This window comes from Cytophagaceae bacterium ABcell3, assembly GCA_030913385.1.
Classification (GTDB): domain Bacteria; phylum Bacteroidota; class Bacteroidia; order Cytophagales; family Cytophagaceae; genus ABcell3.
Genome location: CP133159.1, coordinates 3,755,927 through 3,779,721 on the forward strand (window position 1 = coordinate 3,755,927; position 23,795 = coordinate 3,779,721).

22 protein-coding genes, 1 tRNA gene and 1 pseudogene are annotated in these 23,795 nt (G+C 37.7%); 6 read left to right on the plus strand and 18 right to left on the minus strand.

Annotated features, from left to right (window positions below; genetic code table 11):
• Positions 1 to 154: 154 nt before the first annotated feature.
• Entirely contained in the window at positions 155 to 1,132 is a 978-nt protein-coding gene (locus RCC89_15190) for a tryptophan 2,3-dioxygenase family protein (GenBank protein WMJ74501.1), read from the minus strand.
• A 58-nt stretch (positions 1,133 to 1,190) separates the two neighbouring features.
• Here RCC89_15190 and RCC89_15195 point away from each other — a divergent pair, with 58 nt between their 5' ends.
• Complete coding sequence (locus tag RCC89_15195) at positions 1,191 to 2,369, plus strand: acyl-CoA dehydrogenase family protein (GenBank protein WMJ74502.1); 1,179 nt, start codon at positions 1,191 to 1,193, stop codon at positions 2,367 to 2,369.
• A 67-nt stretch (positions 2,370 to 2,436) separates the two neighbouring features.
• On the opposite strand, the gene RCC89_15200 is transcribed toward RCC89_15195, so the two are convergent.
• Positions 2,437 to 3,531, minus strand: coding sequence for a DUF1573 domain-containing protein (locus RCC89_15200; GenBank protein WMJ74503.1), 1,095 nt, complete (start codon positions 3,529 to 3,531; stop codon positions 2,437 to 2,439).
• A gap of 157 nt (positions 3,532 to 3,688) precedes the next feature.
• On the opposite strand from RCC89_15200, the gene trpS reads away from it, so the two are divergent.
• Complete coding sequence (gene trpS, locus RCC89_15205; GenBank protein ID WMJ74504.1) at positions 3,689 to 4,660, plus strand: tryptophan--tRNA ligase; 972 nt, start codon at positions 3,689 to 3,691, stop codon at positions 4,658 to 4,660.
• Positions 4,661 to 4,737: 77 nt separating this feature from the next.
• Here the strand turns inward: trpS and RCC89_15210 are convergent, their stop codons facing one another.
• Entirely contained in the window at positions 4,738 to 5,163 is a 426-nt protein-coding gene (locus RCC89_15210) for a hypothetical protein (GenBank protein WMJ74505.1), read from the minus strand.
• 254 nt (positions 5,164 to 5,417) lie between these two features.
• Between RCC89_15210 and RCC89_15215 the strand changes: the two genes are divergently transcribed.
• Positions 5,418 to 7,166, plus strand: a complete 1,749-nt coding sequence (locus RCC89_15215; GenBank protein ID WMJ74506.1) for a phospho-sugar mutase — start codon at positions 5,418 to 5,420, stop codon at positions 7,164 to 7,166.
• 922 nt (positions 7,167 to 8,088) lie between these two features.
• Here RCC89_15215 and RCC89_15220 read toward each other — a convergent pair.
• From RCC89_15220 to RCC89_15240, 5 genes and pseudogenes are all read right to left on the minus strand, one after another.
• Positions 8,089 to 8,188 (minus strand): annotated as a pseudogene (locus tag RCC89_15220).
• 275 nt (positions 8,189 to 8,463) lie between these two features.
• Positions 8,464 to 8,551, minus strand: a tRNA-Ser gene (locus RCC89_15225).
• A 188-nt stretch (positions 8,552 to 8,739) separates the two neighbouring features.
• Entirely contained in the window at positions 8,740 to 9,510 is a 771-nt protein-coding gene (locus tag RCC89_15230) for a TatD family hydrolase (GenBank protein WMJ74507.1), read from the minus strand.
• Between the two features lie 6 nt (positions 9,511 to 9,516).
• On the minus strand, positions 9,517 to 10,152 hold the full coding sequence (locus RCC89_15235; protein WMJ74508.1) for a polysaccharide deacetylase family protein: 636 nt from the start codon (positions 10,150 to 10,152) through the stop codon (positions 9,517 to 9,519).
• Complete coding sequence (locus RCC89_15240; GenBank protein ID WMJ75665.1) at positions 10,149 to 11,615, minus strand: oligosaccharide flippase family protein; 1,467 nt, start codon at positions 11,613 to 11,615, stop codon at positions 10,149 to 10,151. Before RCC89_15240 ends, RCC89_15235 begins: the two co-directional genes overlap by 4 nt.
• Positions 11,616 to 11,742: 127 nt before the next feature.
• On the opposite strand from RCC89_15240, the gene RCC89_15245 reads away from it, so the two are divergent.
• Complete coding sequence (locus RCC89_15245) at positions 11,743 to 12,738, plus strand: hypothetical protein (protein WMJ74509.1); 996 nt, start codon at positions 11,743 to 11,745, stop codon at positions 12,736 to 12,738.
• Positions 12,735 to 14,228: an O-antigen ligase family protein gene (locus RCC89_15250; protein WMJ74510.1), complete on the plus strand. Its 1,494-nt coding sequence runs from the start codon at positions 12,735 to 12,737 to the stop codon at positions 14,226 to 14,228. Before RCC89_15245 ends, RCC89_15250 begins: the two co-directional genes overlap by 4 nt.
• Here the strand turns inward: RCC89_15250 and RCC89_15255 are convergent.
• The 5 genes from RCC89_15255 to RCC89_15275 are packed head-to-tail and all read right to left on the minus strand — an operon-like array spanning position 14,202 to position 19,041.
• Positions 14,202 to 15,446, minus strand: coding sequence for a PP2C family protein-serine/threonine phosphatase (locus tag RCC89_15255; GenBank protein WMJ74511.1), 1,245 nt, complete (start codon positions 15,444 to 15,446; stop codon positions 14,202 to 14,204). The genes RCC89_15250 and RCC89_15255 overlap by 27 nt on opposite strands.
• Positions 15,418 to 16,668 (minus strand): ABC transporter permease, encoded by a 1,251-nt coding sequence (locus tag RCC89_15260; GenBank protein ID WMJ74512.1) that lies wholly within the window; start codon positions 16,666 to 16,668, stop codon positions 15,418 to 15,420. The genes RCC89_15255 and RCC89_15260 overlap by 29 nt, the downstream gene beginning before the upstream one ends.
• A 5-nt stretch (positions 16,669 to 16,673) precedes the next feature.
• The gene (locus RCC89_15265) at positions 16,674 to 16,928 is read right to left on the minus strand and encodes a hypothetical protein (protein WMJ74513.1); all 255 of its coding nucleotides are present in this window, start codon (positions 16,926 to 16,928) and stop codon (positions 16,674 to 16,676) included.
• Positions 16,928 to 18,055, minus strand: a complete 1,128-nt coding sequence (locus tag RCC89_15270) for a glycosyltransferase (GenBank protein WMJ74514.1) — start codon at positions 18,053 to 18,055, stop codon at positions 16,928 to 16,930. The genes RCC89_15265 and RCC89_15270 overlap by 1 nt, the downstream gene beginning before the upstream one ends.
• Positions 18,052 to 19,041: a lysylphosphatidylglycerol synthase transmembrane domain-containing protein gene (locus tag RCC89_15275; GenBank protein ID WMJ74515.1), complete on the minus strand. Its 990-nt coding sequence runs from the start codon at positions 19,039 to 19,041 to the stop codon at positions 18,052 to 18,054. The genes RCC89_15270 and RCC89_15275 overlap by 4 nt, the downstream gene beginning before the upstream one ends.
• Before the next feature lies 1 nt (position 19,042).
• On the opposite strand from RCC89_15275, the gene ruvC reads away from it, so the two are divergent.
• On the plus strand, positions 19,043 to 19,609 hold the full coding sequence (gene ruvC / locus RCC89_15280) for a crossover junction endodeoxyribonuclease RuvC (protein ID WMJ74516.1): 567 nt from the start codon (positions 19,043 to 19,045) through the stop codon (positions 19,607 to 19,609).
• 12 nt (positions 19,610 to 19,621) lie between these two features.
• Here the strand turns inward: ruvC and RCC89_15285 are convergent, their stop codons facing one another.
• The 5 genes from RCC89_15285 to RCC89_15305 form a co-directional block, all read right to left on the minus strand.
• A complete protein-coding gene (locus RCC89_15285; protein ID WMJ74517.1) occupies positions 19,622 to 20,059 on the minus strand; it encodes a hypothetical protein in 438 nt (145 codons plus the stop codon).
• Between the two features lie 90 nt (positions 20,060 to 20,149).
• Positions 20,150 to 21,109 carry a HAMP domain-containing sensor histidine kinase gene (locus tag RCC89_15290; GenBank protein ID WMJ74518.1) on the minus strand — a complete coding sequence of 320 codons (960 nt, stop codon included), beginning with the start codon at positions 21,107 to 21,109 and terminating at the stop codon, positions 20,150 to 20,152.
• 746 nt (positions 21,110 to 21,855) lie between these two features.
• A complete protein-coding gene (locus tag RCC89_15295; GenBank protein WMJ74519.1) occupies positions 21,856 to 22,254 on the minus strand; it encodes an HIT family protein in 399 nt (132 codons plus the stop codon).
• Positions 22,254 to 22,727 (minus strand): transcription elongation factor GreA, encoded by a 474-nt coding sequence (gene greA, locus RCC89_15300; protein WMJ74520.1) that lies wholly within the window; start codon positions 22,725 to 22,727, stop codon positions 22,254 to 22,256. The genes RCC89_15295 and greA overlap by 1 nt, the downstream gene beginning before the upstream one ends.
• Positions 22,728 to 22,824: 97 nt before the next feature.
• Positions 22,825 to 23,778, minus strand: a complete 954-nt coding sequence (locus tag RCC89_15305) for an NAD(P)-dependent oxidoreductase (GenBank protein WMJ74521.1) — start codon at positions 23,776 to 23,778, stop codon at positions 22,825 to 22,827.
• Between the last annotated feature and the right edge of the window lie 17 nt (positions 23,779 to 23,795).

The following is a 23,795-nucleotide window of genomic DNA, read 5'->3' on the forward strand; positions in this document are numbered from 1 at the left end:
AAGGTTATTAATAATACAATATTCCACAAACGGCACATCTAAAGCAAGAAGCCTTGTCATAAAAACCAGGCGCAACTATGCAGCAGATTATCAAACACTAATCGTACCCAAAACTACTTATTGTATAATCAATAACGAAAATACTGATAAAATACTATAATTTACTTAAGACTTCTGTCTCCACCCAGGCCTTGCCCCATTCATCAACCTCTTGTTCTGAATAGAGGTCAGGGAAAAAAATTCTTTTTTGAAATCTTGGCGGGAGATATTGCGCCCAGTTGGTTCCCCCTGTTGCTTTAATATGCCCAGACTTAAAAAGGTAACTCACTGCATACTTATAGTGTGCCAGCGGCCAATTGATATTTACATAAGTATCATACCTCTTCATGGCCTGAATTATCTCCTGATCATTTTGGGCCTCATTGGACAAACGTTTAAAAATAGACCATACATTTCGAAACTGGTATTCATGAGCATGCTTCAAGAGCATATCGGAGTATTTTTCTTCAAACTGTCTCAGGGTAAGCGTTTTTTTACCTGTAGCACTGTCTATAGCACCTTTTTTCCAATATATATTATCAAACATATCATCGATAGTTGAATAATCGGAAAAACTGTCCCTATCGTTACTGCTTACCAAGTTTATAAAATCAGTAGAAGCGATTTCTATCATACGATATTGCACTGACTGAAATCCACTGGCAGGGTGAAGCGCTGAGCGGAACTTCAAGAACTGGTCTTGTTCCATCCCTACAGCTATAATATCAAAAGAGGAAATCAGGTTGCCCAAAAACCAGTTCATCCTAGTTATCTTTTTCAAGAAAAAATCATCCTCTACCTGAACACTCTCTTTGAGCTGTCCGATTTCATGTTGGATAAGCTTAAAGTAAAGTTCTGTTATCTGATGGTATGTTATGAAAATAAGTTCATCGGGAAAGTCCGTTCGAGGTTTTTGAAGGCTCAATAATGTGTCTAGCTGAATATAATCCCAATACTTTAAATACGAAGTATTCAACAACCCTTCAAGATGCGTAGCCAGATCCTGGTCATCTTCTTTGTATTTTTCTTCAAGTTTTTGAATTAACTCCAGAATCCGGGGTTCTAGGTCTTTGCTTTGCATCTCAAATAACATAATTTACGTATAACAGTTGTAAATTTGGATATTTAATTTTTTTTAACCAAACCTTAATATGAGAACTGACAATTTTGAGTCTCCTGATTACTACTTTTTAGACGAATTTCTCACTGAGGAACAAAAACTTATCCGGCAGAGCATAAGAGATTTTGTTAAAAAGGAAATTTCTCCCATAATAGAAGAATGCTGCCAACAGTCAAAATTCCCTTCTCATATAGTCAAAAAGTTTGGAGAAATTGGGGCCTTTGGCCCTACTATCCCAACAGAATATGGAGGTGGCGGGTTGGATTATATTTCCTACGGACTGATGATGCAGGAAATAGAGCGCGGTGACTCAGGCATGAGATCCACGGCTTCTGTACAAGGGTCTTTGGTAATGTTCCCAATATTTAAATATGGCTCTGAAGAGCAAAAGAAAAAATACTTACCAAAACTAGCATCTGGAGAGATGTTGGGCTGCTTTGGCCTAACAGAGCCTGACCATGGCTCTAACCCTTCAGGTATGATTACCAACATAAAGGACAAAGGTGATTATTACCTACTAAACGGAGCTAAAATGTGGATAAGCAATTCTCCTGAAGCCGATATAGCTGTAGTTTGGGCAAAAAATGAAGAAGGAAGAATAAAAGGCCTTATCGTAGAACGTGGCATGGAAGGATTTTCAACCCCTGAAACCCATAACAAATGGTCGTTGAGGGCAAGCATAACCGGTGAGCTTGTTTTTCAAGATGTTAAAGTACCTAAAGAAAACCTACTTCCGGGAGCAGATGGTTTGTCAGGTCCGCTCCGCTGCTTGGACTCTGCCAGGTATGGCATATCATGGGGCGCTTTAGGAGCCGCCATGGACTGTTACCATACAGCACTGAACTACTCCAAAGAAAGGATCCAGTTTGACAAACCCATAGCATCTTTCCAACTGGTCCAGAAAAAGCTGTCAGAGATGCTTACTGAAATTACCAAAGGCCAATTGCTGGCATGGAGATTAGGCACCTTAATGAACGAAGGCAAAGCAACGACACAACAGATTTCTATGGCTAAAAGAAACAATGTCGATACAGCCATAAAAATAGCTCGGGAGGCAAGGCAAATTTTAGGTGGAAATGGCATTACTGGAGAATTTCCAGTTATGAGACATATGATGAACCTGGAATCTGTGATTACCTATGAAGGCACCCATGATATCCACTTACTTATTACAGGTGCTGACATTACAGGTATAAGTGCTTTTAAATAAAAAACATTAATCAAAAAAGCCCCAGCAGATAAAACTACTGGGGCTTTGTCACGCTTTATTAGAACGCTTATTTCTCTACCACGTTGGCTTTAATCAGTATAGTCTGAACAGGTGACGATGGTGCGTTGCTATAAATATGTACCACAGCATTATTAGCACCAGGCTTATCAGGAGCCTTATATTGAATTTTCAGTCTAGAACTGTTCTCTTCTTTTACAGTATCTTTATCCAATTTAAGATTTAGGTTATCTGCATTAGACTTTACTTTTCTGATTTGTAAGTCCTGCTTTCCTGTATTCTTAATCTCAACTTCTGTCTTGGTATTACTTCCGGCCTTAACATCGCCCAAGTCAACCTCAGTTTTTTCCAACGCCAATACAGGAGCCAAAGCTTTTTCCTCTTCATTTAGAGGAGGGAAATACTCTGCAATGTTGGCTTTAATTAAAAAACCTAGTTTCTTTTCTCCCTCCTGGTCTGTCTTAAACTCAATCATATCGTCAACAGCACCAAAGTCTTTCTTTTGAGCTGCGATATAAACAAGGTTGATGTTTGCTGAACTTTTCGGAGCTATAACATTGGTGTCTGCGCTTACCGAAATATGTTTTGGGTGAGAAACTTTAGATGACAGCTTTATAGGCTCATCAGTTTCGTTGTAAAGCTTGAAAGAACGAGAAACCGTATCTTTCGAAAAGACCCTACCCAAGTCAATTTTGTCATTGGAGTACCGGATCCCACCAGTCACACGAGGAAACTCTTCCTTAGGTGTCCTGTTTTTCGAAAGCACCCTACCCGAAATATAAACAACCATGCTACTCGGATCTCCATCAGTAGTTACGGTAAGAGACTTTTTAAAAGTACCAGGGCGGTTAGCTGGGTTATATTGGGCTTTAATAAAACCTGTTTCCCCAGGCATTACCGGTTCTTTGGTCCAAGCCGGGGTGGTACAACCACAAGAAGCCTTTACGTGCTTAATGGTAACAGGCTCAGAACCGGTATTTTTGAAGATAAAGTCATGGTCAATTTTGCCATCTTCTTCATTTACGGTTCCAAAATTGTGGGTATTATTGTCAAACTCCACCTTTCCTTTGCCTTGGGCATAGGATTCAACTTTTGAAACAATCAAAAGAAAAAACAAAATCTGAAAAATCCTGCTGTATTTCATCACATTATTTGGTTTATAAGACTATAAATTATCATATACAAAAGTGCAAATTATTTTTGACTCTCTTAGCCTAACGAAAAGTTAATGCTGAAGAATAAAAAAAATTTGATTAATGTTGTAATTCTAATCAAAAAAATCAACAAAAGCTGAAAAAAAAATGGCAAGAGTACTTACCGGTATACAAAGTTCAGGCAGGCCTCACCTTGGTAATATATTAGGAGCCATCAAACCAGCCATTGAGCTGTCAAAAGATCCGTCAAACGAATCAATGTTTTTTATTGCCGACCTTCATTCCTTAACCACCATCAAAGATGGGGAAGTTCGCCGGCAAAACACCTTTTCTGTTGCCGCTGCTTGGCTGGCTTTTGGCTTTGACTTTGAAAAAAACATCTTTTACAGACAGTCTGACATTAAAGAGGTATGCGAATTGGCGTGGATTTTAAACTGCTACACTCCTTTTCCAATGCTTTCCAATGCCCATTCATTTAAAGATAAATCAGAAAAACTTTCTGATGTGAACGCAGGTCTTTTTACCTACCCGGTTTTAATGGCAGCAGACATTCTCATTTTTGACGCCAACATAGTGCCTGTAGGAAAAGATCAAATGCAGCACCTTGAAATGACTAGGGATATTGCAAGCAGCTTTAATTTTAAGCATGGGGAAGTTTTTATATTGCCAGAAGCCAAGGTAAATAACCAAGTAATGACCATACCCGGAACCGACGGCCAGAAGATGAGTAAGTCTTACAACAACTACATCGATATATTTTTACCTGAAAAAGAGCTAAAGAAGTCCGTTTTTTCCATTATTACGGACAGTACACCGCTTGAAGAACCCAAAGACCCTGACACGTGCAATGTATTTAAGATTTTTTCCTTAATAGCATCTCCGTCAGAAACTCAAGCATTAAGAGAGAAGTATGAAGGGGGGAACTTTGGTTATGGACATGCCAAAAAAGAGCTTTTGGGCCTAATCCTAGAGAAATATAAGACTGAAAGGAAAATCTTTAATTACTACATGGAAAACCAGGAAGAATTGGAAAGTCACTTGCTAAAAGGAGCCGAAAAAGCCAAATCTATTGCCAGTGAGGTCATGCTAAGAGTTAGAAAAAGCACAGGTTTCGCCTGAAAGTATTTGGGAAACCTACCTTTTTCTCCTATACCGAAAATATTTTTATAAGTGTATATCTAAAAAAAGGGAAGCCTTTAAGCTGAGGCTTCCCAAACTACTTGTTTTTCTTTACCGTTAATAATCAGCACAACCCTTAATGGACCAGGAAGAATAACCAATCTGGTATCTTTCCCCTCATGCTCCTCTGTTTCCACACATACACCCTCTCCTATTGCCACATCAAATCTTTTTGTTCCATCTTCATTCTTACCAGTCTCTACATATTTATTGGCAATATAAGCAGTAGGAAGCAATACATCTGACTCAGGACAGTGTTCGTCATGAACTGTTTCCAAAACCGTTTCCAGCTCATCACTATAATTTTCTAGAAACTCGTCCTCTAGGTCATGAAGCTCATCTTCTATCTTATCGTAGTTCTTATCATTATAGTCTAAAGTGGCTAGTTTGTTTTTTAACTCTACAAGCTTGGTCAAATCTTTTTCCAACTGCTTAGTGTCCATTATTGGGTTATTTTAAAATGTAAATTATTTGAGTAACAAAGGACAAAAATAGATATGTTCTGCTAAAAGGAAAAAGATAGGAGTGAAAATTCTAAAGAATGTGAGATATTGTGAATAATCTAACCCAAAATCCTTAAATTACGTTTAAGAAACTAAACATATTCTTAAAATATGTGTTTTTATACATAATTATTTTTATAATTATCCACACAAAAAAATCTCACAAAATTTTTATAACTAATATGGAAAGTGTAATGAAAGAATCATCCAGGATCGACAGCAAAACCAGAAAAAAGATAGAAGAATGGTTAAATGGCAGCTACGACCAAGAGACTAAGGACAAAATCCAAAAAATGCTGGATGAGAACCAGGAAGACGAACTTATTGATTCCTTTTACAAAGACCTGGAATTCGGCACCGGAGGATTAAGAGGCGTTATGGGCGTTGGCTCTAACAGGATGAACAAATACACTGTGGGCGCTGCTACCCAAGGACTTTCCAACTACTTAAAAAGCATATATCCTAAAGAGCAAATTAAGGTAGCCATTGCCTATGACAGCCGGATAAACAGCGACTACTTTGCCAAAGTTACCGCTGACGTGTTTTCTGCTAATGGCATCAAAGTGTATTTCTTCGAAGCCCTGCGGCCTACACCAGAACTGTCATATACCATCAGGCATTTCCAATGCCACAGTGGCGTAGTCCTGACAGCTTCCCATAACCCAAAAGAGTATAATGGATATAAAGCATACTGGAACGATGGTGCTCAAATGATAGCCCCACACGATGTGAATGTTATCCGCGAAGTACAAAACATCAAAGATGTAAATGAGATCAAGTTCAAGAGAGACGAAAACCTGATCGAAACCATAGGCGAAGAGGTGGACGAAGCGTATCTGGACAAAATTGCAGCCCTGTCAGTTTCTAAAGAAGCTATCAGAAGGCAAAAAGACTTAAAAATTGTATTTACCCCTATTCATGGAACTGCCATTACACTAGTACCTAAGGTACTTGAAAAGTTTGGCTTTGAAAATGTTACTGTAGTAGAAGAACAAGCAAAACCTGACGGAACTTTCCCTACGGTAATATACCCTAATCCAGAAGAGGCAGATGCACTATCTATAGCCGTAAAGAAAGCAAAGGAAATCGATGCAGACTTGGTGCTGGCAACAGACCCTGATGCGGACAGAGTTGGGATAGCCGTTAAAAATCACAAAAATGAATGGCAATTGCTCAATGGCAACCAAACAGGCAGCTTATTGATTAAATACATGCTTAATGCATGGGAAGAAGCCGGAAAAATAACAGGCAAAGAATTTATTGTCAAGACCATAGTAACATCTGAAATTATATCCAGAATTGCAGATCACTATAAGGTTAATTGTTATAATACATTAACTGGATTTAAATATATAGCCGCCAGAATTAAAGAACTACAAGGAAAAGAAACCTTTATTGTAGGAGGAGAAGAAAGCTACGGTTATCTGGTAGGCGATGATGTCCGCGACAAAGATGCTATTGCTGCATGTGCATTTATTGCAGAAATGGTGGCATGGGCTAAAGACAAAGGTGCTAGCCTGTTTGACATGATGCGTGACATGTATGTAGAATATGGGTTCTTTAAAGAAAAGCTCATTTCTATAACCAAAAAAGGTAAAACTGGCGCTGAGGAGATACAGGAAATGATGAAAAACCTCAGAGAAAATCCGCCTAAGACCTTAAATGGATCAAAATTGACCAAATTGATGGACTATAAGGCTCAAACGGAAAAAGACCTTATTTCTGGCGAGGAAAAAACGTTAACTTTTCCGAAAGAAAATGTCTTGCAATTCCGTACTGAAGATGACACTTTAGTGTCTGCCAGACCTTCCGGGACGGAACCTAAAATTAAATTTTATTTCAGTGTTAATGAAAAATTACATTCCAGAGAAGCCTTTGATGAGGTTAATCAGAAGCTAGATAAAAAAATAGACACTATTATTAAAGAGCTAAAACTATCATAAAAACTATATTTAATAAGACAAACGACAAAAAGGCACCCAAAAGGTGCCTTTTTGCATTCACAAAGCCGTTAATTAAAATTTTATAAAAATTTATTAAATCAATGCTTTCTTTACATCAGATTTTTTTCCTAAATTGGTATCATAAAACATCACGTATGTTTTAATTTTTTAAGCTAAAGTTAACCACTTTTTCAACTTTTTAAATACCGGCTCTTTGGGGTCGGTATTTTTTTTCTCCTCGTTAAATTATTTCAAGACCCGTTGACAATTTTCGCTCCATATAATTCACCTTGCCGCTACCACACATCTACCTTTAAGATCATCTTCTATTTCACAGACTATTTAGGGCCTGCTGAAAAAGTCACAAGTGTGCAAAATACGCATGGCCTTACATGAAGAAGTATTGGAATACTTCGAATGTAAGGCCATAAAGTAGATTGTGCGCTTGTGACTAGCCCAAAAAAGCATTGGGTTAAGAACTTCTCAATTTACTGTGCACGGAAAAATAAGAAATAACCGAAAAAACCTTGCACCCATACCTCCTAGTTTTTATACAAATATAAACAGATCAATATTTTGGGCGTTTTTCAGTGCGCCCTATTTATCCAAGAACTTCCTTACTATAGCTCTCCTTCTGTGATAATATTTACTTGGATAACTGGGACACCTAGGGACACCCAAATAAAAAACACATAAAACACTATAATTAAATTAGTTAACCACAACAAGCTTATATATCTGTCGAAGTCAGGAAAAAAACAGCAAGTTTCTAACAAATCCGCTATAGCTTCTTCCTTAAGCTAAAAAAACTCCTGAAGGCTTACGCTGACTAGGTCTACAAAAGAAGACGGTAAATTGCTGAGAGCGTAATAAAAAAAGCGATGACTAAGCTGTTTGTATTCAGCTTGATCATCGCTTTTAGCGGAGAGAGCGGGATTCGAACCCGCGATACCCTTTAGGGGTATACACGCTTTCTCCCGATAGCTATCGGGATGCTCCTTCAACCACTCGGACACCTCTCCTTTTATATGTTTTTCCTCCTGAGCTGGACACCCAAATAAAAAACACATAAAATACTATTATTAAATTAGTTAACCACAACAAGCTTATATATCTGTCGAAGTCAGGAAAAAACAGCAAGTTTCTAACAAGTCCGCTATAGCTTATTCCTTAAGCTAAAAAAACTCCTGAAGGCTTACGCTGACTAGGTCTACAAAAGAAGACGGTAAATTGCTGAGAGCGTAATAAAAAAAGCGATGACTAAGCTGTTTGTATTCAGCTTGATCATCGCTTTTAGCGGAGAGAGCGGGATTCGAACCCGCGATACCCTTTAGGGGTATACACGCTTTCCAGGCGTGCTCCTTCAACCACTCGGACACCTCTCCTTTTACAATTTTAACATTTTATTTTTACGATACCCTTTAGGGGTATACACGCTTTCTCCCGATAGCTATCGGGATGCTCCTTCAACCACTCGGACACCTCTCCGTAGAAAAATCTTTAAAACCCTATAACGACTAGGAGCTGTAAAAAGCGAGTGCAAATTAATTGAATAATTACGCTATATCCAAATTTAATTTTCAACTTCAACGAAAATATTCTCTGCGTTTTGGGTGGTTTGTGCCGCGACTTCCTCTATGTTAATGTTTTTCAAGTCAGCAAGCTTTTTGGCTATTAAAGGAATATAGCTAGGGTCATTTCTTTTTCCTCGATGTGGAGTAGGTGCTAAATAAGGGCTATCGGTCTCCAACACTATCCTATCTAGTGGGATTTCGGGAACCACTTTATCTAGTCCACCATTTTTAAAAGTCAATACCCCTCCTATGCCCAAATAGAATCCCATTTCTATAATTTCGCGCGCATCTTCAACCGTACCTGTAAAACAGTGAAAAATACCCTTAGGCATTTCTTCCTGCTTCTTTAACTCTGCAATGGTTTCCTTTAAGGAGTTGCGACAATGAATAACAATAGGCAAATCATATTGAAGCGCCCACTTTACTTGCACATTAAAAGCTTCCTTCTGTTGCTCAAACCAAGTAGTATCATGAAACAGATCTGTACCAATCTCTCCCACCGCAGCAAAAGATCTTTTTGAAAGCCAATCTTCTATTATATAAAGCTTTTTTTCAAACCCCTTATCCACACTGCACGGGTGCAGACCCATACAAGGGATGCATGTACTATTGTATCTCAATTCTGCTTCCAACATGTGATCTATGCTTTGGTCATCAATGTTGGGCATATATATTTTATTGACTTTAGCTTCTCTACAATCTTCTAATACTTTATCTCTATCTTCTGCAAACTGCGACGAATATATGTGCGCATGACTATCAACAAACATACTTCTTTATATTTTTTTAAAACAATAACCCTGATCCAGCAAGTGTTTAATATAAGCAGGCAGCACAAATTCGAGGTTTTTCATAGCCTTATGGTTATCGTGAAACAACACCAACGCCCCAGGCTTAGTGCCTTTAAGGGCCTGTTCCAAACAGTCTTGTTCATCAAAAGTATTGTCATAATCTTTTGTAAGCACATTCCACATCACAATACGGTATTGTTCCTTCACTTTCCTGATTTGAGAAAACCTTATTTTACCATAAGGAGGCCTGAAAAGCATTTTAGACCCGCTGCTTTCCCCCATGTTGCTTTGTAAAACCTGCCTGCACTTTTCAATATTAGCAAAATACTCTTTATCAGAAACCTTCCAGCCGTTCAGGTGATTAAATGTATGATTTCCAACCTGATGTCCCTGATCTAATACCCTTTGAAAAGTGGCAGGGTGTTTAGAGATATTCTCTCCCACACAAAAAAAAGTAGCCAATACTTTAAAATCTGAAAGAATGTCCAACACGGTATCGGTAATACCAGGTACCGGACCATCATCAAAAGTAAGAAACACCTCTTTCTTTGAAGTCTTTACCCTCCAAGTGAGAGAGGGGTAGATTTTTGAAAACAACCAATCAGCATTTGCTATATTCATGATTTAGCATCTGTGTCAGCAAAAACTTTTCTCTTTGCATTTTTCTTTTCAAGCAAACCGGACAGTTTAAGTAATCCTGTCAAATAGCTCATGGTTAACAGTACAACTCCACCAAGTAAAACATTGATATACCAAAGGTCAATAACTTTATCAAGCACATACAATACACCCAAAAACACTGCTGCATTCACCATTAACATACCTGTAATCTTGAATGAAAAGTTTAATGGTGTTTTATTTCTTATATAATAGATATAACCTAGAGACAAGAAGGCAGTACTTGCCACTGTACTTATAGCGGCTGCCAATGCGCCATAAGTATCAATTAACATCAGGTTAAGTCCAATATTAATAACTATACTCCCTAATACGATCTTATTCACATGATTTACATAACCTGAAGAAGTAAGATAGGTGCCCCCTATAGCAAAAAAACCTTGGACAAAAACAGCCATAAAAAGAATCCTAACTCCCAACGCCATGGTATCTAATTCACCTGCTGTACTTTTATCAAAGAGCCAAAATAGTTGTTCTCCGTAAAAAAACACAAAACCACAAACAAAGACAACCGGAATGTTAGAGACAATAAGCCCCATGTTAAAAATCTTTTGCTGCTGGGATGATTTTTGGTCATAAAAAGAAAACCGTGCAAAAAACAAGGGGAGTATTGCCCATAAATACATCATACAAGCATCTACCCATCGGTAAGATGCGGCATAAAGACCTGCAGACTGCTCATCGGAAAGCCTTTCCAGCATAACCAAATCTACCCGTTCATGAACAGAGAACAATAGTGCAATCATAGCAAAAGGAAAGCTGTTCTTCAAAAGCACCTTTAACCCTTTAGCATTAAAGCTCACACCAGTCCACCCAAATTTTTTATAGATGATGAATGCTATCACAACCAGGGCAATGACGCTTGCTGCCATTCTGGACATGATAAAGCGATCTAGGTCTATACTCACTGTAAGCATAGAAAGGACAATTACAATCAGCAATGTTTTGTCCAATACAGAAGCAAAAGAGTCTAATGCAAAGGCCTGAAAAGCCTGCAACTGGCTCCGATAAAATAAAATAACCTGTAAAAGAGACTGAATAACACTTAAAACAAAAAGGTATTTGAGCTCCTTTTCCTGATATCCCAGAATAAATCCGGCCAATACCATAAAAAAGGGATATATAACACAGACTGCCATTTTGAAACTAAACACAGAAGGTAGAATTGTTTTGAGCACATTAGGCTTAGAGGCCAGCTCTTTTGTAAAATATTGGTTCACCCCTGCATCGGCCACCACCATAAACATAAGTCCAAACGAAAATAAAGCAGCGTATAAACCAAACTGTTCGTGTCCTATCTCATTCTGAACAACATTCTCCATAATAAGCCACACAGGCTTGATTATAATGTTCAGAATGACCACAAGGACAATATTTCGAAAGAATTTATTGATAGCAAGAACTATTTAAGATTTAAAATTAGAAAAATTTTATCTTTTATGACCATTTTAAACAACGTTTAAATAAAAAATAAATTTCTATAATTTTTTTATAGTTTTGTAAGTTGTAGTATTGGTATACTTTTAAGGATTTATGGATTTCAACAATTTTAATCTAGTAACATTCATTTTACTGGTAAGAAAATGGAAAAAATTTTTATTGACGGTAACAATTGCGGCTCTATTAGTGAGCACAGTAGTAGCCTTGCTCCTACCCAATTATTACAGATCTACTGTCAAGTTTTACCCATATACCATTAAAGCAAGTGACCCACGGCTAGCATTTTCTTCGAGGGATTATGAAATTATTGGAGAAGACGAAGATTTTGAGCGTGTCTTGTCTATCGCTACCTCTAGACGAATGAATGAGTTCTTAACAGAAAAATTTGACCTTTTCAACCATTATGACATTGACCGTGAAAAGGAACGGTATCCATATACCAAACTTGCAGAAGAGCTAAAAGACAACTACAAGATCAAAAAAACAGAAAAGGGAATAGAGATAACAGTAGAAGACAAAGACCCTGAGTTTGCCAGCGAAATGGCCAATACCATTGTTCACCAAATTGAAAAAATCAACAGTGAACTGATTACTGAAAGAAATGTAAACATGTCTGAATTATACAAAAGCTTTCTAAATGATAGCCGTAAACAAATCAGCATGATCAATGACTCTATAATTAAACTTAGAGCGGGTTACTCCATAGACGACTTCACAAAAGAAAATTCCCTTCTTGCTTATAATAAACGAAATGCTAAAATAAAACCTACCGATGTATCGTCCAGCGACGAATACATGTCATTAAAGAAGAACTTTGAGTTAATCAAAAATTTTGACACTCAAATGCAGGAGCTTTCAAAAGAGCTTGCGGCCTATGAATTGATGTACAACCAGGCAGTATCTTCCTTAGAAAAACCGTTTAAAACATTACTAATCATAGAAGAAGCCACACCTTCTGAGAAAAAGGCAAAACCGTTTCGCTCTTTAATCATTCTTTTAAGTACATTGGGCGCATTGATTCTGGTATTATTAGGGATCATGTGTGTTGAGTATTATCAGAAAGAAATAAAGCAGGCTCTTGCAAAATGATAACAGGTATTGACCAAAAACATATTGGCAAATCGGTAATGGTGGCTTATGCTGCCATTGTCCTACTCACTATCATTGTTTTTGGCATTACGGAGCAATACTTGGTGTTATTGGCTCCTCCTGCCATTCTAATCCTTTTCCTGGCTTTTTTTGACTTTAAAAAGCTATTTTACCTTATCTTTTTCACTGTCCCTTTTTCTATAGACGTTTCAGTCACAGGGGATAGTTTTCAAGTAGGCACACCTGCTGAACCTTTAGTGGGTCTGCTAGCAATAGTAGCTATTATCACCATTTTGATGAATCGGGAAGATAGGCAGTTCCTTAAAACTCCCCTATCTATGCTTATCCTGTTGCACTTAGGCATAATATTATTTACAGCGTTTTTTACTACGATGCCTGTAGTAACGATTAAGTTTCTGGTCGTCAAAATATCTTATATACTAGTTTTCTACTTCTTAGCAGCAAAAATCTTAAGAGAAAACCCTAGCGGTTTAAAAAATGCTTTTATTCTATACAGTGTGGCTTTTATTCCGGTCATTCTTTACATACTTAATGAACACGCTGCTTATGGTTTTGATAAAAATGCCAGTAACATTATAACAGGGCCTTTTTACAACGACCATACAATTTATGGTGCCTGTCTCTGCATGGTTATACCTGTCATTACGGCAGTGATCTTTAACAGAAAAACTTTTAAAATTAATGTATTAGCCAATATTCTCCTGTTCGCCATTTTAGTTTTGCTCACCATTGCTTTGTTTTACACTTACAGTAGGGCTGCATGGTTGAGTTTGGGGGTTGCTTTAGCCATGGCTTTCACATTGGCGTTTAGAATAAAATTTAAGGTTTTTGTGGTTTGCCTGTTAATAGGCACTTCCTCGGCAATAGCCTTTAAATCAATGTTCATTAGTAGTTTAAAACAGAATAAGTATGACTCTAATGCACATGATGCCGGCATTGATGACCAATTGAAGTCTGTGACCAGCATTAAAACAGATGTTTCCAATGCTGAAAGGGTAAATAGATGGAATTCTGCTATAAGAATGTTCTACGAAAAGCCAATAACAGGTTTTGGTCCGGGTACATACCAGTTTCAATATATACCATTTCAGTACAGTAAAGACATGACTGAGATAAGTATAACCTCGGGTAAGTTTGCCACAAATCCAGGCATAGGAGGCAGCGCCCACTCCGAATACCTGCTTTTACTATCAGAGTCAGGACTGCTGGCAATGTTGAGCTTTGCACTAATCTGTTTTTATATAGTTTATGCTGGTATGGATGTGTATTATAATAGCAGCAATAAAATGGACAGAATACTGGCCCTCTGCTCCATATCAGCCCTTGCGAGCTATATAACACATGCGTTTTTCAACAACTTTCTGGACCAGGAAGAAGCGGCATCTCTTTTCTGGGCATTGACAGCCATTATTGCTGTATTAAAAATGAAAGAATCTCAAAAATCAGTGAAACCAGCAGGTGATCAATGAAATATCATCTGCATAGTTTGCGCCACCTTTAAAAACATCCAGTTCGCTCATGATACTCTTATGAAGTTCCTGCGGATTCTTGTCCCTAAACCGAAGTGCCAACTCCTTTAACTTTTCAAAACCAAACTCTTCTTCTCCCTCTTCATCGCAAGTTTCTGTTATCCCATCAGTAAAGGCAACCAGCAGAGAGCCCTGCGGAACATCTATACAGTCTTGGTCAATAAAAGGCAATGTAGGAAAGGCTCCTAAAATAGTCGTACCTTTATCTAACACACACTCCCCACCATCTGGCAGCAGCAATACTGGAGGGTTATGACCTGCATTGATATAATTGAGCTTGTTTTCTTTTAAGTCACAGATAGCGGCAAAGAAAGTAATAAAACGTTCTCCTTTGCTATTGTTCATGATAGAGTGATTAAGCTCTTCAAAAATCTTAACAAGATCTGAGGTTTGTCTGACGAGTGTTCTTAACGAAGCCTGAAAGTTAGACATAAGAAGCGCAGCGGGAATGCCTTTGCCTGAAACATCGGCAATGCACACGAGAAACCTGTTAGGATCAATTTCAATATAATCGTAATAATCTCCTCCAATAGCACGGTGAGGCAAGTAAGTAGCTTTTACAGAAATCCTTTCAGTAGAAGGAAGTTCTCCAGGAATAAATTGCGCCTGCACCTCTCTGGCAATAGACAGCTCTTTTTTTAAGGCTTCCTGTTGAAGCTCTTTCCGAGCAAGACGTTTATTCTCTATGGCAACAATTAAAATACTGGAAAGTGTTTGAACAAAAGAAATATCGACATACTCATCATCAGTCTGCTTTTTAATATTTCCTAAAAAAACATAAGCCAACACTTTGTCTTTGTGCTGAACAGGGATGATCAGATCAAACTCACTCAAAATACCATTAGCCTTACCAATTTCAGCAATAGACTTAACCTTTAGGATATCATCATCGATAAAATCACTTTTGGTCATTTCACTTTTGCTCACCCCATGTCCTACTTTATATTGCCAACCTTCCTCATTTACAAAAAGGGCCATTTTCTTGACATGTAAATTGGACAAGATGGTAAAGTAAAAGATTTTATAAAGCTTTTCTTCAGGTTCGTTATTACTGATAGCTTTAGTGAGGTCCAGCAGGGCATTGAGTTCTAACTGCTTTAGGTGCAACTGCCTTCCTAAATCTTTTGAACTACCATTTAACTGATGTTTTAGGGTCATATGCGTCTCTAAGTCCGTTTCCGAAAAGGTTAAAAGCCAAAACCAAGGCACTAATTGCCACACTAGGCAAAATTACCAAATATCCACTATTCTTGGATCCTATGGAAGTATAGCCCTCATATACCATCATGCCCCAAGAAGGCATGGGCGGCTGCACTCCAAGTCCAAGAAAGCTTAACCCAGCTTCAATAAGAATAGCTGAGGCAAAATTTGCTGTAGCTATAACGATTAAAGGGCCAAGTATATTAGGAAGTATGTGCTTGAATATAATATGCATGTTGCTAATGCCCAGTGCACGGGCCGCTTCTACAAACTGCTTTTCTTTTATTCCCATAATCTGTCCTCTCACAACACGCGCCACTTCTACCCACATAGTAAGTCCAACGGCAACAAAAGCTACCCATACTCCTTTACTCTGCAATGCCAAGCTAATGGCTATTACCAACATAATACCAGGAATAGACCATACCACTGTCATTAACCACATGATAATATTGTCCAGCTTACCTCCAAAAAAACCCGCAATAGCCCCTAAAGACATGCCGACGAATATGGATATCAACACAGATATAAAACCAATAGACAATGATATCCTCGTCCCAAACAAAAGCCTACTCAATATATCGCGACCGGACTTGTCGGTACCAAGCAGATACCTACGCCGCTCATAGTTATTATCTTTAAAGTCAGCAAGTAAGGCACTTTTACTTATTTGTCTTACTTCTTCACTGTAATCCAAATAATGTATGACACCTTCTTTTTCATCTACTTTGTAGTTGTATTTACCATCGTGAGGGAACTTTTCTGAGAATCCAGAATATAACGGGAGTACCATAGAAGGAAGATCGGCAGAGTCAACTTCTGTTTCCCGTCCATACCTTGAATAATACACTTTGAGGTCTTTGACTTTCCAATCACTAACAGGAAGCAACACGTACTCACTCTCCTGCCCCACAAACATTTTAGTTAAAAAATTTACTTTTTTAATTTCCCGAGGCTTTCGAGATTTCAGAATATCTACCTCAAAACCTAGGTTTTTCTTCTTAATTAATGCAGAACCATCATTAGCATTGGGGGTCTGGTCAGGCATTAGCAAATACCCCAATATCGCAATTACATGAGCCAAAACGATCACAAACAACCCAAACAATGCGGGTTTATTTTTCATCAATCTTCTCCTGACATACCACGACGGACTTTTAATATCCTTATTTCTTCCCATTTACTTTATTTGCTGTTGTGCGCAAGAAGACCTTCCTTCGTTGCAAGATAATGGTATTGACGTAAATTATTAAAAGATGTTTCAGTTATGGGGATAATCTCGTCAGATTCGGGAATAATACACTGCACCCAACCTTTTTTAACAAGCCCCTGAAGCTCCTTTAATAAAACGTCATCTTCTATACCAAGCGTATCTTTAAGCGCATCAAAAGAAATAGGAAAATAAAGCTCGTCTAATATATCTAGTTCTATATCTGTCATTATTTATAAGTTCTTCCTTTCCATTTATAGTTACCAACTTTACTCAGCACCCCAAATATAAGAATATAGTATGGATGAATCAGCTGTAAAAGCAGAAAAGGGAGAAATCCAGCGTGCCTCCCTTGATCGTTGGTTACTTTCCTGACGAACATAAAATCAAGTAACAACTTAACGGTAAACAAAGTAAGCAATACTAGCAAAGACAGTTTGTAAACAAAAGTCATCCAAAAAAGAACAAGGAATGACACATTGGTCAAAAACACAAAAAAAGCAATGTATTTAACACTATTTAAAGTATACTTATCCCACTTAGAAGACCAACGACGGCGTTGAAAGAAGAAAGATGTTAAATTTGGGCATGGCCGGGTATATATTACATTGTCTGTACTTTTCAGAAAATGCACTTTTCCGGGGTACTTTTGCCATACTTTATGCATAAGGAACTCATCGTCGCCCGAGGCTACATCTTCATTGCCAGAAAACCCATTTACCTCAAAAAACACCTCTCTACGATAGGCCAGATTGGCCCCGTTGCACATATTAGGAAAACCAGCCTTCATACAAGCAGCTCCTGTGCCGATCAAACTTGTAAACTCCAAATCTTGAAGCTTGTTAAACAAGGTACCGTCGTTAATAAAAGCAACTCCACCAGATAGCATGACACAATCATTTTCTGCAAAATAATGTCCAACAGAAGCTACCCAGTGCGGCCCTGCTTGGCAATCGCCATCGGTACATAGCACAATTTCCCCTGAAGCATTTTCAACTCCTTCCAAAAGTGCTTTTTTCTTGCCTTCACAACCACTTCCCTCCATTGATATTATTTTGTATTTAAACCTATGCTCATCAACGAGCAAAGATTTTGCAAGATCCACACTGCCATCTGTAGAATGATCGTCAACTAAAATAAGCTCGAAGTTGTCATATTGCTGCGCGTGTAAACTTTTTATCAACAAAGGAAGGTTGTCAGCCTCATTTCTTATAGGGACAATAACTGATATAAAAGGGCAAGGCCGACCCGATTCTTTGTCATAGGCATAAACCTTAATAGATAGCCAGCTATAATAGAGATAAAGCACAAACAAAAAGTAAATCAGAAGGGGTGCCGCCAGTATTATGTAAATCATTCTTTACCGCTTATTTTGATTTTCAAGCTCATAAACATTCCTATAATAGCTGGTAAAAGTATATTGATGGCCCAAAGTGAAAGACTGGCCACTAAAACACCTTCTTCGACAGATTGGAAATAACTAAAAAAGTACAAGGCTGCCGACTCCCTAACTCCTAAATCAAACAAAGTAGGCATAACAGACTTAACGAAAAAAATAAAACTGACTCCTGTAAAAAGTATCAAATAATTGGAATGAACATCAAAAACAAGCAATAAAATAACAAACTGAATGGTAAAAACCATATACCGGAGGCATGAAAAGGATAAAACAGAAAACATTTCCTTGACAGAGTATTGCCCTATGATACTAAAATACCGATAGATCCCCTTCAACCAGACTATTTTTTTTAAAGAATATAAAGCTTGCCTATGCAATACAAACATCAGCAAAAACATACCATTGGCCATTAACAGAGTAGCAGACAGTGTATTAAAAATTAGCCAATCGGAGTAGAATTTACTAAAAAAGAATACAAGCGCAGCGCTGCCAAACAAGAAAGTTATAAAGAACTGAGCAATTCGGCTAACAAATACGGCACCTATCAAAGAACTTCTTTCTGCAGATTCTAACTGTAAAATCCTTCCAGCATAATCGCCTATACCATGTGGTGTAGCAAACCCAAATGCCACACCTGTCAATATTCCTTTATAAGCCTGAAAAAATGAAACCTTCTCAGTGCCTTTGATCAAGAAACGCCATTTTAGTGTCTCCAAAGCCCAATTTACAGGAAACAACAGAATGACGAATAAAACAGCCAATTTGGCCCCAAAACCTATATCGGCTATCCTGCTAACATATGCTACTGAAAATAAGTCTTTAGCTATAACAATCTTTCCAATATGATACCCTAACACCAGAAAAACCAACACTTTTAACAGGGGATTAAAGTACCTGCTCTTGGGTATTAGCCTTGATATGTTTAAATTGGAAATAAATTGCATAATGAAAGGCATATCAGGAAATATAGAACCAGAAAAAATTATACTCGGCATAGACCCTGGTACCAGCGTAATGGGATATGGAGTCATTTGTGTTAGTAAAAACAAGATTTCCCTGCTTCAGTATGGCGTCATTCACCTTAGCAAGTATAGCGACCATGCAATAAAGTTAAGTAAAATTTTTGAAAGGGTAACGCAAATCACCGACGAGTTTCTGCCTGATGAGATGGCTATAGAAGCCCCGTTTTATGCCAATAACGTACAATCTATGCTAAAATTGGGGAGAGCCCAAGGTGTTGCCATAGCCGCAGCCATTTCCCGTCAAATTCCTGTCACAGAATATGCACCACGTAAAATTAAAGTGTCGGTAACTGGAAATGGCAATGCCTCTAAAGAACAAGTTGCCTCAATGCTGATTAAAATGCTTAGCATCAAAGGAACCCCAGAGTTGTTAGATGCTACAGATGCTTTGGGAGTAGCCGTATGTCACCATTTCCAAAAAAACACTCCTGTAAAAAAATCCGCCGGCTGGGGTGCTTTTATAAAAGACAACCCAGGCAGAGTTGTATAGGGAATTCTAACGCTAAGCTTCCAGTGCCTCTTTGAGTGATTCGCAATATTGAATATCTAGCGCAGGAATTATGGTATCATTTTTTGTCATTATCATATGCTTCCCTGCTTCTACACATTTTCGAAACCAAGTTTCTGGCGGAAGTATTTTTCTATGCACAGACAAGCCTAACTCATACACCTTAGGTTTCCATTCCGTAAAATACCATTCCATGGAGGGCTGATGAAAGGCCTTTAAAGCACGTTTGTCAAAAATAAATTTTCTTACCGGGTTTTCTTTTATAAACGCTAAAGCAGCGTTGAATATAACTTGAAATTCACCCATGGGGATATAACTTTCCCTAACCTCACATACCATCACCTCTGCGTCCTTATTGTAAGAAAGGTATGCATACTTATTTTCATAAACCTTTTCCAAAGCGATTATATCCCCTTCATTTTCTAATGCCATAACAAAGATTAACTATTTTTTGGCAAAACACCTAACGCTCAAAAAAGATTCTTTTAGAAAAAAAATCCATATAAAAAAAGATACGTCCCCTCAAACCTGCTTAGGAACAGAAATACAAGCTATTGTACCGACTCCTATCGTACTTATTATTTCAATGCCACCACCTAACCGCTTCAAGGCACCTTTAGCTATATAAAGCCCCATACCACTACCTTTAGAGTTAGTATTGCCTTTATAAAACATATCATAAACATGAGGGAGCAAAGAAGGCTCAATACCCTCACCGTTGTCTTTTACTTCAAATTTGATGTAGCCTTTTTCCTCAAAAACTTTGAGGGCTAATGAAGCGCCTTCCTTAACTTTATACTTGATGGCATTGCCTATAACTTTTTCCAAAACCAAGGAAAGAAGCTCTTGGTTTGAATGAACATGCTCAACGTCCACACAAAAAGATGTCCGAAAATCGGATGTCAGAGGTTTAAATTTACGCCATACTTCTGAACATAGCCCCCGCACGACTATATCTTCGAAAACCAGTTCTTTTTCCTGTTTAATTGAAACTATTTTAGTAAGCTCTTTCAATATAAGATCAAGCTTTCCCAAGGTACTTTCAATCATACTAATATATAAAGGAAATTCATCTCTGTTATCGATAACTTTCAACAAATTAAGCAACCCATAACTGGTGCTTACTGGAGCTTTTAAATCATGTGAAGCTTTATATAATAAGGTATTCAGTTCCTTATTGGTATCCAGTAGCTCCCCTTGTATAATTTTTCTTTCCTCTACCTCTAATTTAATTTCTTCATATGCCATTCTTAACTCATAAGTCCTTTCCTCCACTGCTTTTTCAAGTACTTCCTTCTGAAGCATAAGTTTTGCTTCTGATTCTTGCAGATCTTCTTGAATTTTCTGCATATAACTAGTAGTCTCCCTCAGCATGTCCTGTTGACTTCTGACTTGCTCATTAAGCACCTTGTTTTCTTCTTGCAGTTTTGCTATCTGGCTTAATAACAACTCACGCTCCGATGGCATATCTTTCTTTATCATATATTATTTTATAAGAGCATTGGCTTACCTCAGTAAAGAGCTTTTTCAAAACCCTTCTTGTTGATTTCTCAGTACGCCTATATTATTACTTAGGGCCTGCTGAAAAAGTTACAAGTTGTGCAAGATACGCATAGCCTTGCATGAAGAAGTATTGGAATACTTCGAATGTAAGGCCACAAAGTAGATTGTACGCTTGTGGCTAACCCAAAAAGTATTGAGTTAAAAGCTTCTCACTTTAATGTACACGGAAAAATAAGAAAGAACCAAAAAACCTTGCACCTATACCTTTCAATTTTTATACAAACATCAATAGATCAATACTTTATGCGTTTTTCAATGCACCCTACTTACTACCATAAACCTAGAGAATGCATCAGAACTTTTTACTTCGTAGTAAAATAACTTATAGTCAGCAACTTCACTCTTATTTAGTTCATAGAACCACAATGATTTGTAAACCAAATACGCTGATTTTTTGTTCTTTTGCCCCTCATAAAGAAATCCAATACTCCAGGATAAAGACAAAAAGTAAACAGCTTTTAGGGTTATCTGGTTTTACAATCCACAAAAAAAAGGCGGAAGCGTTTTAAACCAATAAACGCTTCCGCCTTTTTTTGTTAAATGTGTAGTAAGGTTTGCTATTTCAGAAGAGAGCAGCTCCACACAAGCCTCTTTTAATAAAAGCAGTCAAATATTAATGCCCCTTGTGTACATTTCTGATGTAAAAAAATTAACAGAAAAAACATTCAAGCAGCATAAGCCGCTTTAATAGCTGAGGCTATTTCTTCCATTTGTTCCTTTGGAAGGCTTAGCTTTGGTCTGGAAAAATTAATATCATCCATCTTATTTAGGGGAACCAGATGAATGTGTGTATGAGGAACCTCCAGTCCAATAACTGCCACTCCTACCCTAAGGCATGGAACCGCCTCTTTCAAAGCTTTTGCGACTTTTTTGCTAAACAACTGTAATCCCACATATAAGTCATCTTCAATATCAAAAATATAATCAATCTCCTTCTTGGGGATAACTAAAGTATGCCCAGGAACCAAAGGGTTGATATCTAAAAAGGCAAGGAAATTATCATCTTCTGCCACTTTATAAGCAGGAATTTCCCCGTTAACTATTTTCGTGAACAAAGATGCCATTAGCGTGAAATTTCAAGGATTTCAAACTCTAATTTTCCAGCAGGTACATTAATAGCGGCTGCTTCTCCCACTTTAAGTCCCAACAGACCTTTTCCAATAGGAGATTTTACTGAAATTTTATTTTTCTTAATATCAGATTCTTCCTCAGAAACTAAAGTATAGGTCATTTCCTGACCGTTTTTCTTGTTTTTAATCTTAACTGTAGAAAGTATGGAAACTTTTGAAGTATCAATATTTGATTCATCAAGTATCCTTGCATTAGACACAATTTCCTCTAGCTTGGAAATTTTCAATTCCAGAAGGCCCTGAGCATCTTTTGCTGCATCGTATTCAGCATTCTCACTAAGGTCTCCCTTATCACGGGCTTCTGCAATTTGTTTAGCCATGTCTGCTCTTCCCTTAGTTTTAAGGTGGTTCAACTCTTCCTTGAGCTTTTGTAGTCCTTCTTCTGTGTAATAAGATACTTTACTCATCTTTTCCTCTTTTTTAGGCTGTGATAAAATAAAACAGAACGGCTGTCGAGCCGTTCTGCATGACAAAATTAAATAATTTATTCTAAATAGAAAAGCTTTACCTTTTAACAAGTTGCGGTAAAACTTCTTTTATTTTCTTGACTAACACTGCATTTATTTTCTCGTAAGATTCAAAGGTCCAACCGCCTACATGAGGGGTCAAAAGTACCTTTTCACTAGCAGCTAAAAGCTTAAAAGTCTCTAATTGTCCTGCTGACAAAGTTTTTAACTTTTCATTTTCCAACACATCGAGCGCTGCTCCTAAAATTTTGCCCGATGATAAAAGTTCTGGTAGAAATTTTGTATCTACCACTTCCCCTCTGGCTGTATTGAGCAGCCAGATGTTTTTCTTAAAACGGCTAAGGTATGCACCATTAACAAGAAAACGAGTCTCTGAGTTCAACGGCACGTGCAAACTTAAAATATCCGCTTCACTGTATATGGCTTCCATATCAGATTCTATGACAAAATCATCTGAGAAATTGTTTAGATATTTGTCATAAGCCAGCACTTTACAATCAAAGCTTTTGACCTTTCGTGCAAATGCCCTGCCCATATGGCCATACCCTATAAGACCGATTGTCTTGCCTCCAATTTCATAGCCACGATTACCTTCTCTATCCCAAATACCATGCCGAACCTGACGATCGCCGAGGTGCATTTTATTCATCAAGCACAACAGCATACCTAATGCATGTTCTCCAAGGGCATCTCTGTTTCCTTCAGAGGCATTGAGCATAAAAATTTTCCTTTTAAAAGCCTCTTTGGTATCTATTTGGTCTAACCCTGCCCCTGCCCGAGCTATAAATTTTAGATGAGTGGCGCGATCAAAAAAATCTACATCCAGTTTTGTTTTACTCCTTACAATGATACCATCATAATCAGCAATAATATTTAAAACTTCCTCTCGCGTTATATCCGGCCGATAATCCACCTGCACGTCAATTCCTTCCAGCAAAGGTACTATAGAATCATGCATTTGGTCTATTATAAGACATTTTATCCGATTCATAAATCAAATGTGTGTAT

Coding starts and splice junctions, on each gene's coding strand:
- RCC89_15230 (WMJ74507.1), bottom strand. CDS start 9,510: ATGTTTGTTGATAGTCATGCGCACATATATTCGTCGCAGTTTGCAGAA.
- RCC89_15290 (WMJ74518.1), bottom strand. CDS start 21,109: ATGATAAAGAAAGATATGCCATCGGAGCGTGAGTTGTTATTAAGCCAG.
- RCC89_15215 (WMJ74506.1), top strand. CDS start 5,418: ATGAAAGAATCATCCAGGATCGACAGCAAAACCAGAAAAAAGATAGAA.
- RCC89_15260 (WMJ74512.1), bottom strand. CDS start 16,668: ATGGGAAGAAATAAGGATATTAAAAGTCCGTCGTGGTATGTCAGGAGA.
- RCC89_15200 (WMJ74503.1), bottom strand. CDS start 3,531: ATGAAATACAGCAGGATTTTTCAGATTTTGTTTTTTCTTTTGATTGTT.
- RCC89_15275 (WMJ74515.1), bottom strand. CDS start 19,041: ATGCAATTTATTTCCAATTTAAACATATCAAGGCTAATACCCAAGAGC.
- RCC89_15285 (WMJ74517.1), bottom strand. CDS start 20,059: ATGGCATTAGAAAATGAAGGGGATATAATCGCTTTGGAAAAGGTTTAT.
- RCC89_15190 (WMJ74501.1), bottom strand. CDS start 1,132: ATGTTATTTGAGATGCAAAGCAAAGACCTAGAACCCCGGATTCTGGAG.
- RCC89_15305 (WMJ74521.1), bottom strand. CDS start 23,778: ATGAATCGGATAAAATGTCTTATAATAGACCAAATGCATGATTCTATA.
- RCC89_15250 (WMJ74510.1), top strand. CDS start 12,735: ATGATAACAGGTATTGACCAAAAACATATTGGCAAATCGGTAATGGTG.
- RCC89_15255 (WMJ74511.1), bottom strand. CDS start 15,446: ATGACCCTAAAACATCAGTTAAATGGTAGTTCAAAAGATTTAGGAAGG.
- RCC89_15295 (WMJ74519.1), bottom strand. CDS start 22,254: ATGGCATCTTTGTTCACGAAAATAGTTAACGGGGAAATTCCTGCTTAT.
- RCC89_15245 (WMJ74509.1), top strand. CDS start 11,743: ATGGATTTCAACAATTTTAATCTAGTAACATTCATTTTACTGGTAAGA.
- greA (WMJ74520.1), bottom strand. CDS start 22,727: ATGAGTAAAGTATCTTATTACACAGAAGAAGGACTACAAAAGCTCAAG.
- RCC89_15270 (WMJ74514.1), bottom strand. CDS start 18,055: ATGATTTACATAATACTGGCGGCACCCCTTCTGATTTACTTTTTGTTT.
- ruvC (WMJ74516.1), top strand. CDS start 19,043: ATGAAAGGCATATCAGGAAATATAGAACCAGAAAAAATTATACTCGGC.
- RCC89_15195 (WMJ74502.1), top strand. CDS start 1,191: ATGAGAACTGACAATTTTGAGTCTCCTGATTACTACTTTTTAGACGAA.
- trpS (WMJ74504.1), top strand. CDS start 3,689: ATGGCAAGAGTACTTACCGGTATACAAAGTTCAGGCAGGCCTCACCTT.
- RCC89_15265 (WMJ74513.1), bottom strand. CDS start 16,928: ATGACAGATATAGAACTAGATATATTAGACGAGCTTTATTTTCCTATT.
- RCC89_15235 (WMJ74508.1), bottom strand. CDS start 10,152: ATGAATATAGCAAATGCTGATTGGTTGTTTTCAAAAATCTACCCCTCT.
- RCC89_15210 (WMJ74505.1), bottom strand. CDS start 5,163: ATGGACACTAAGCAGTTGGAAAAAGATTTGACCAAGCTTGTAGAGTTA.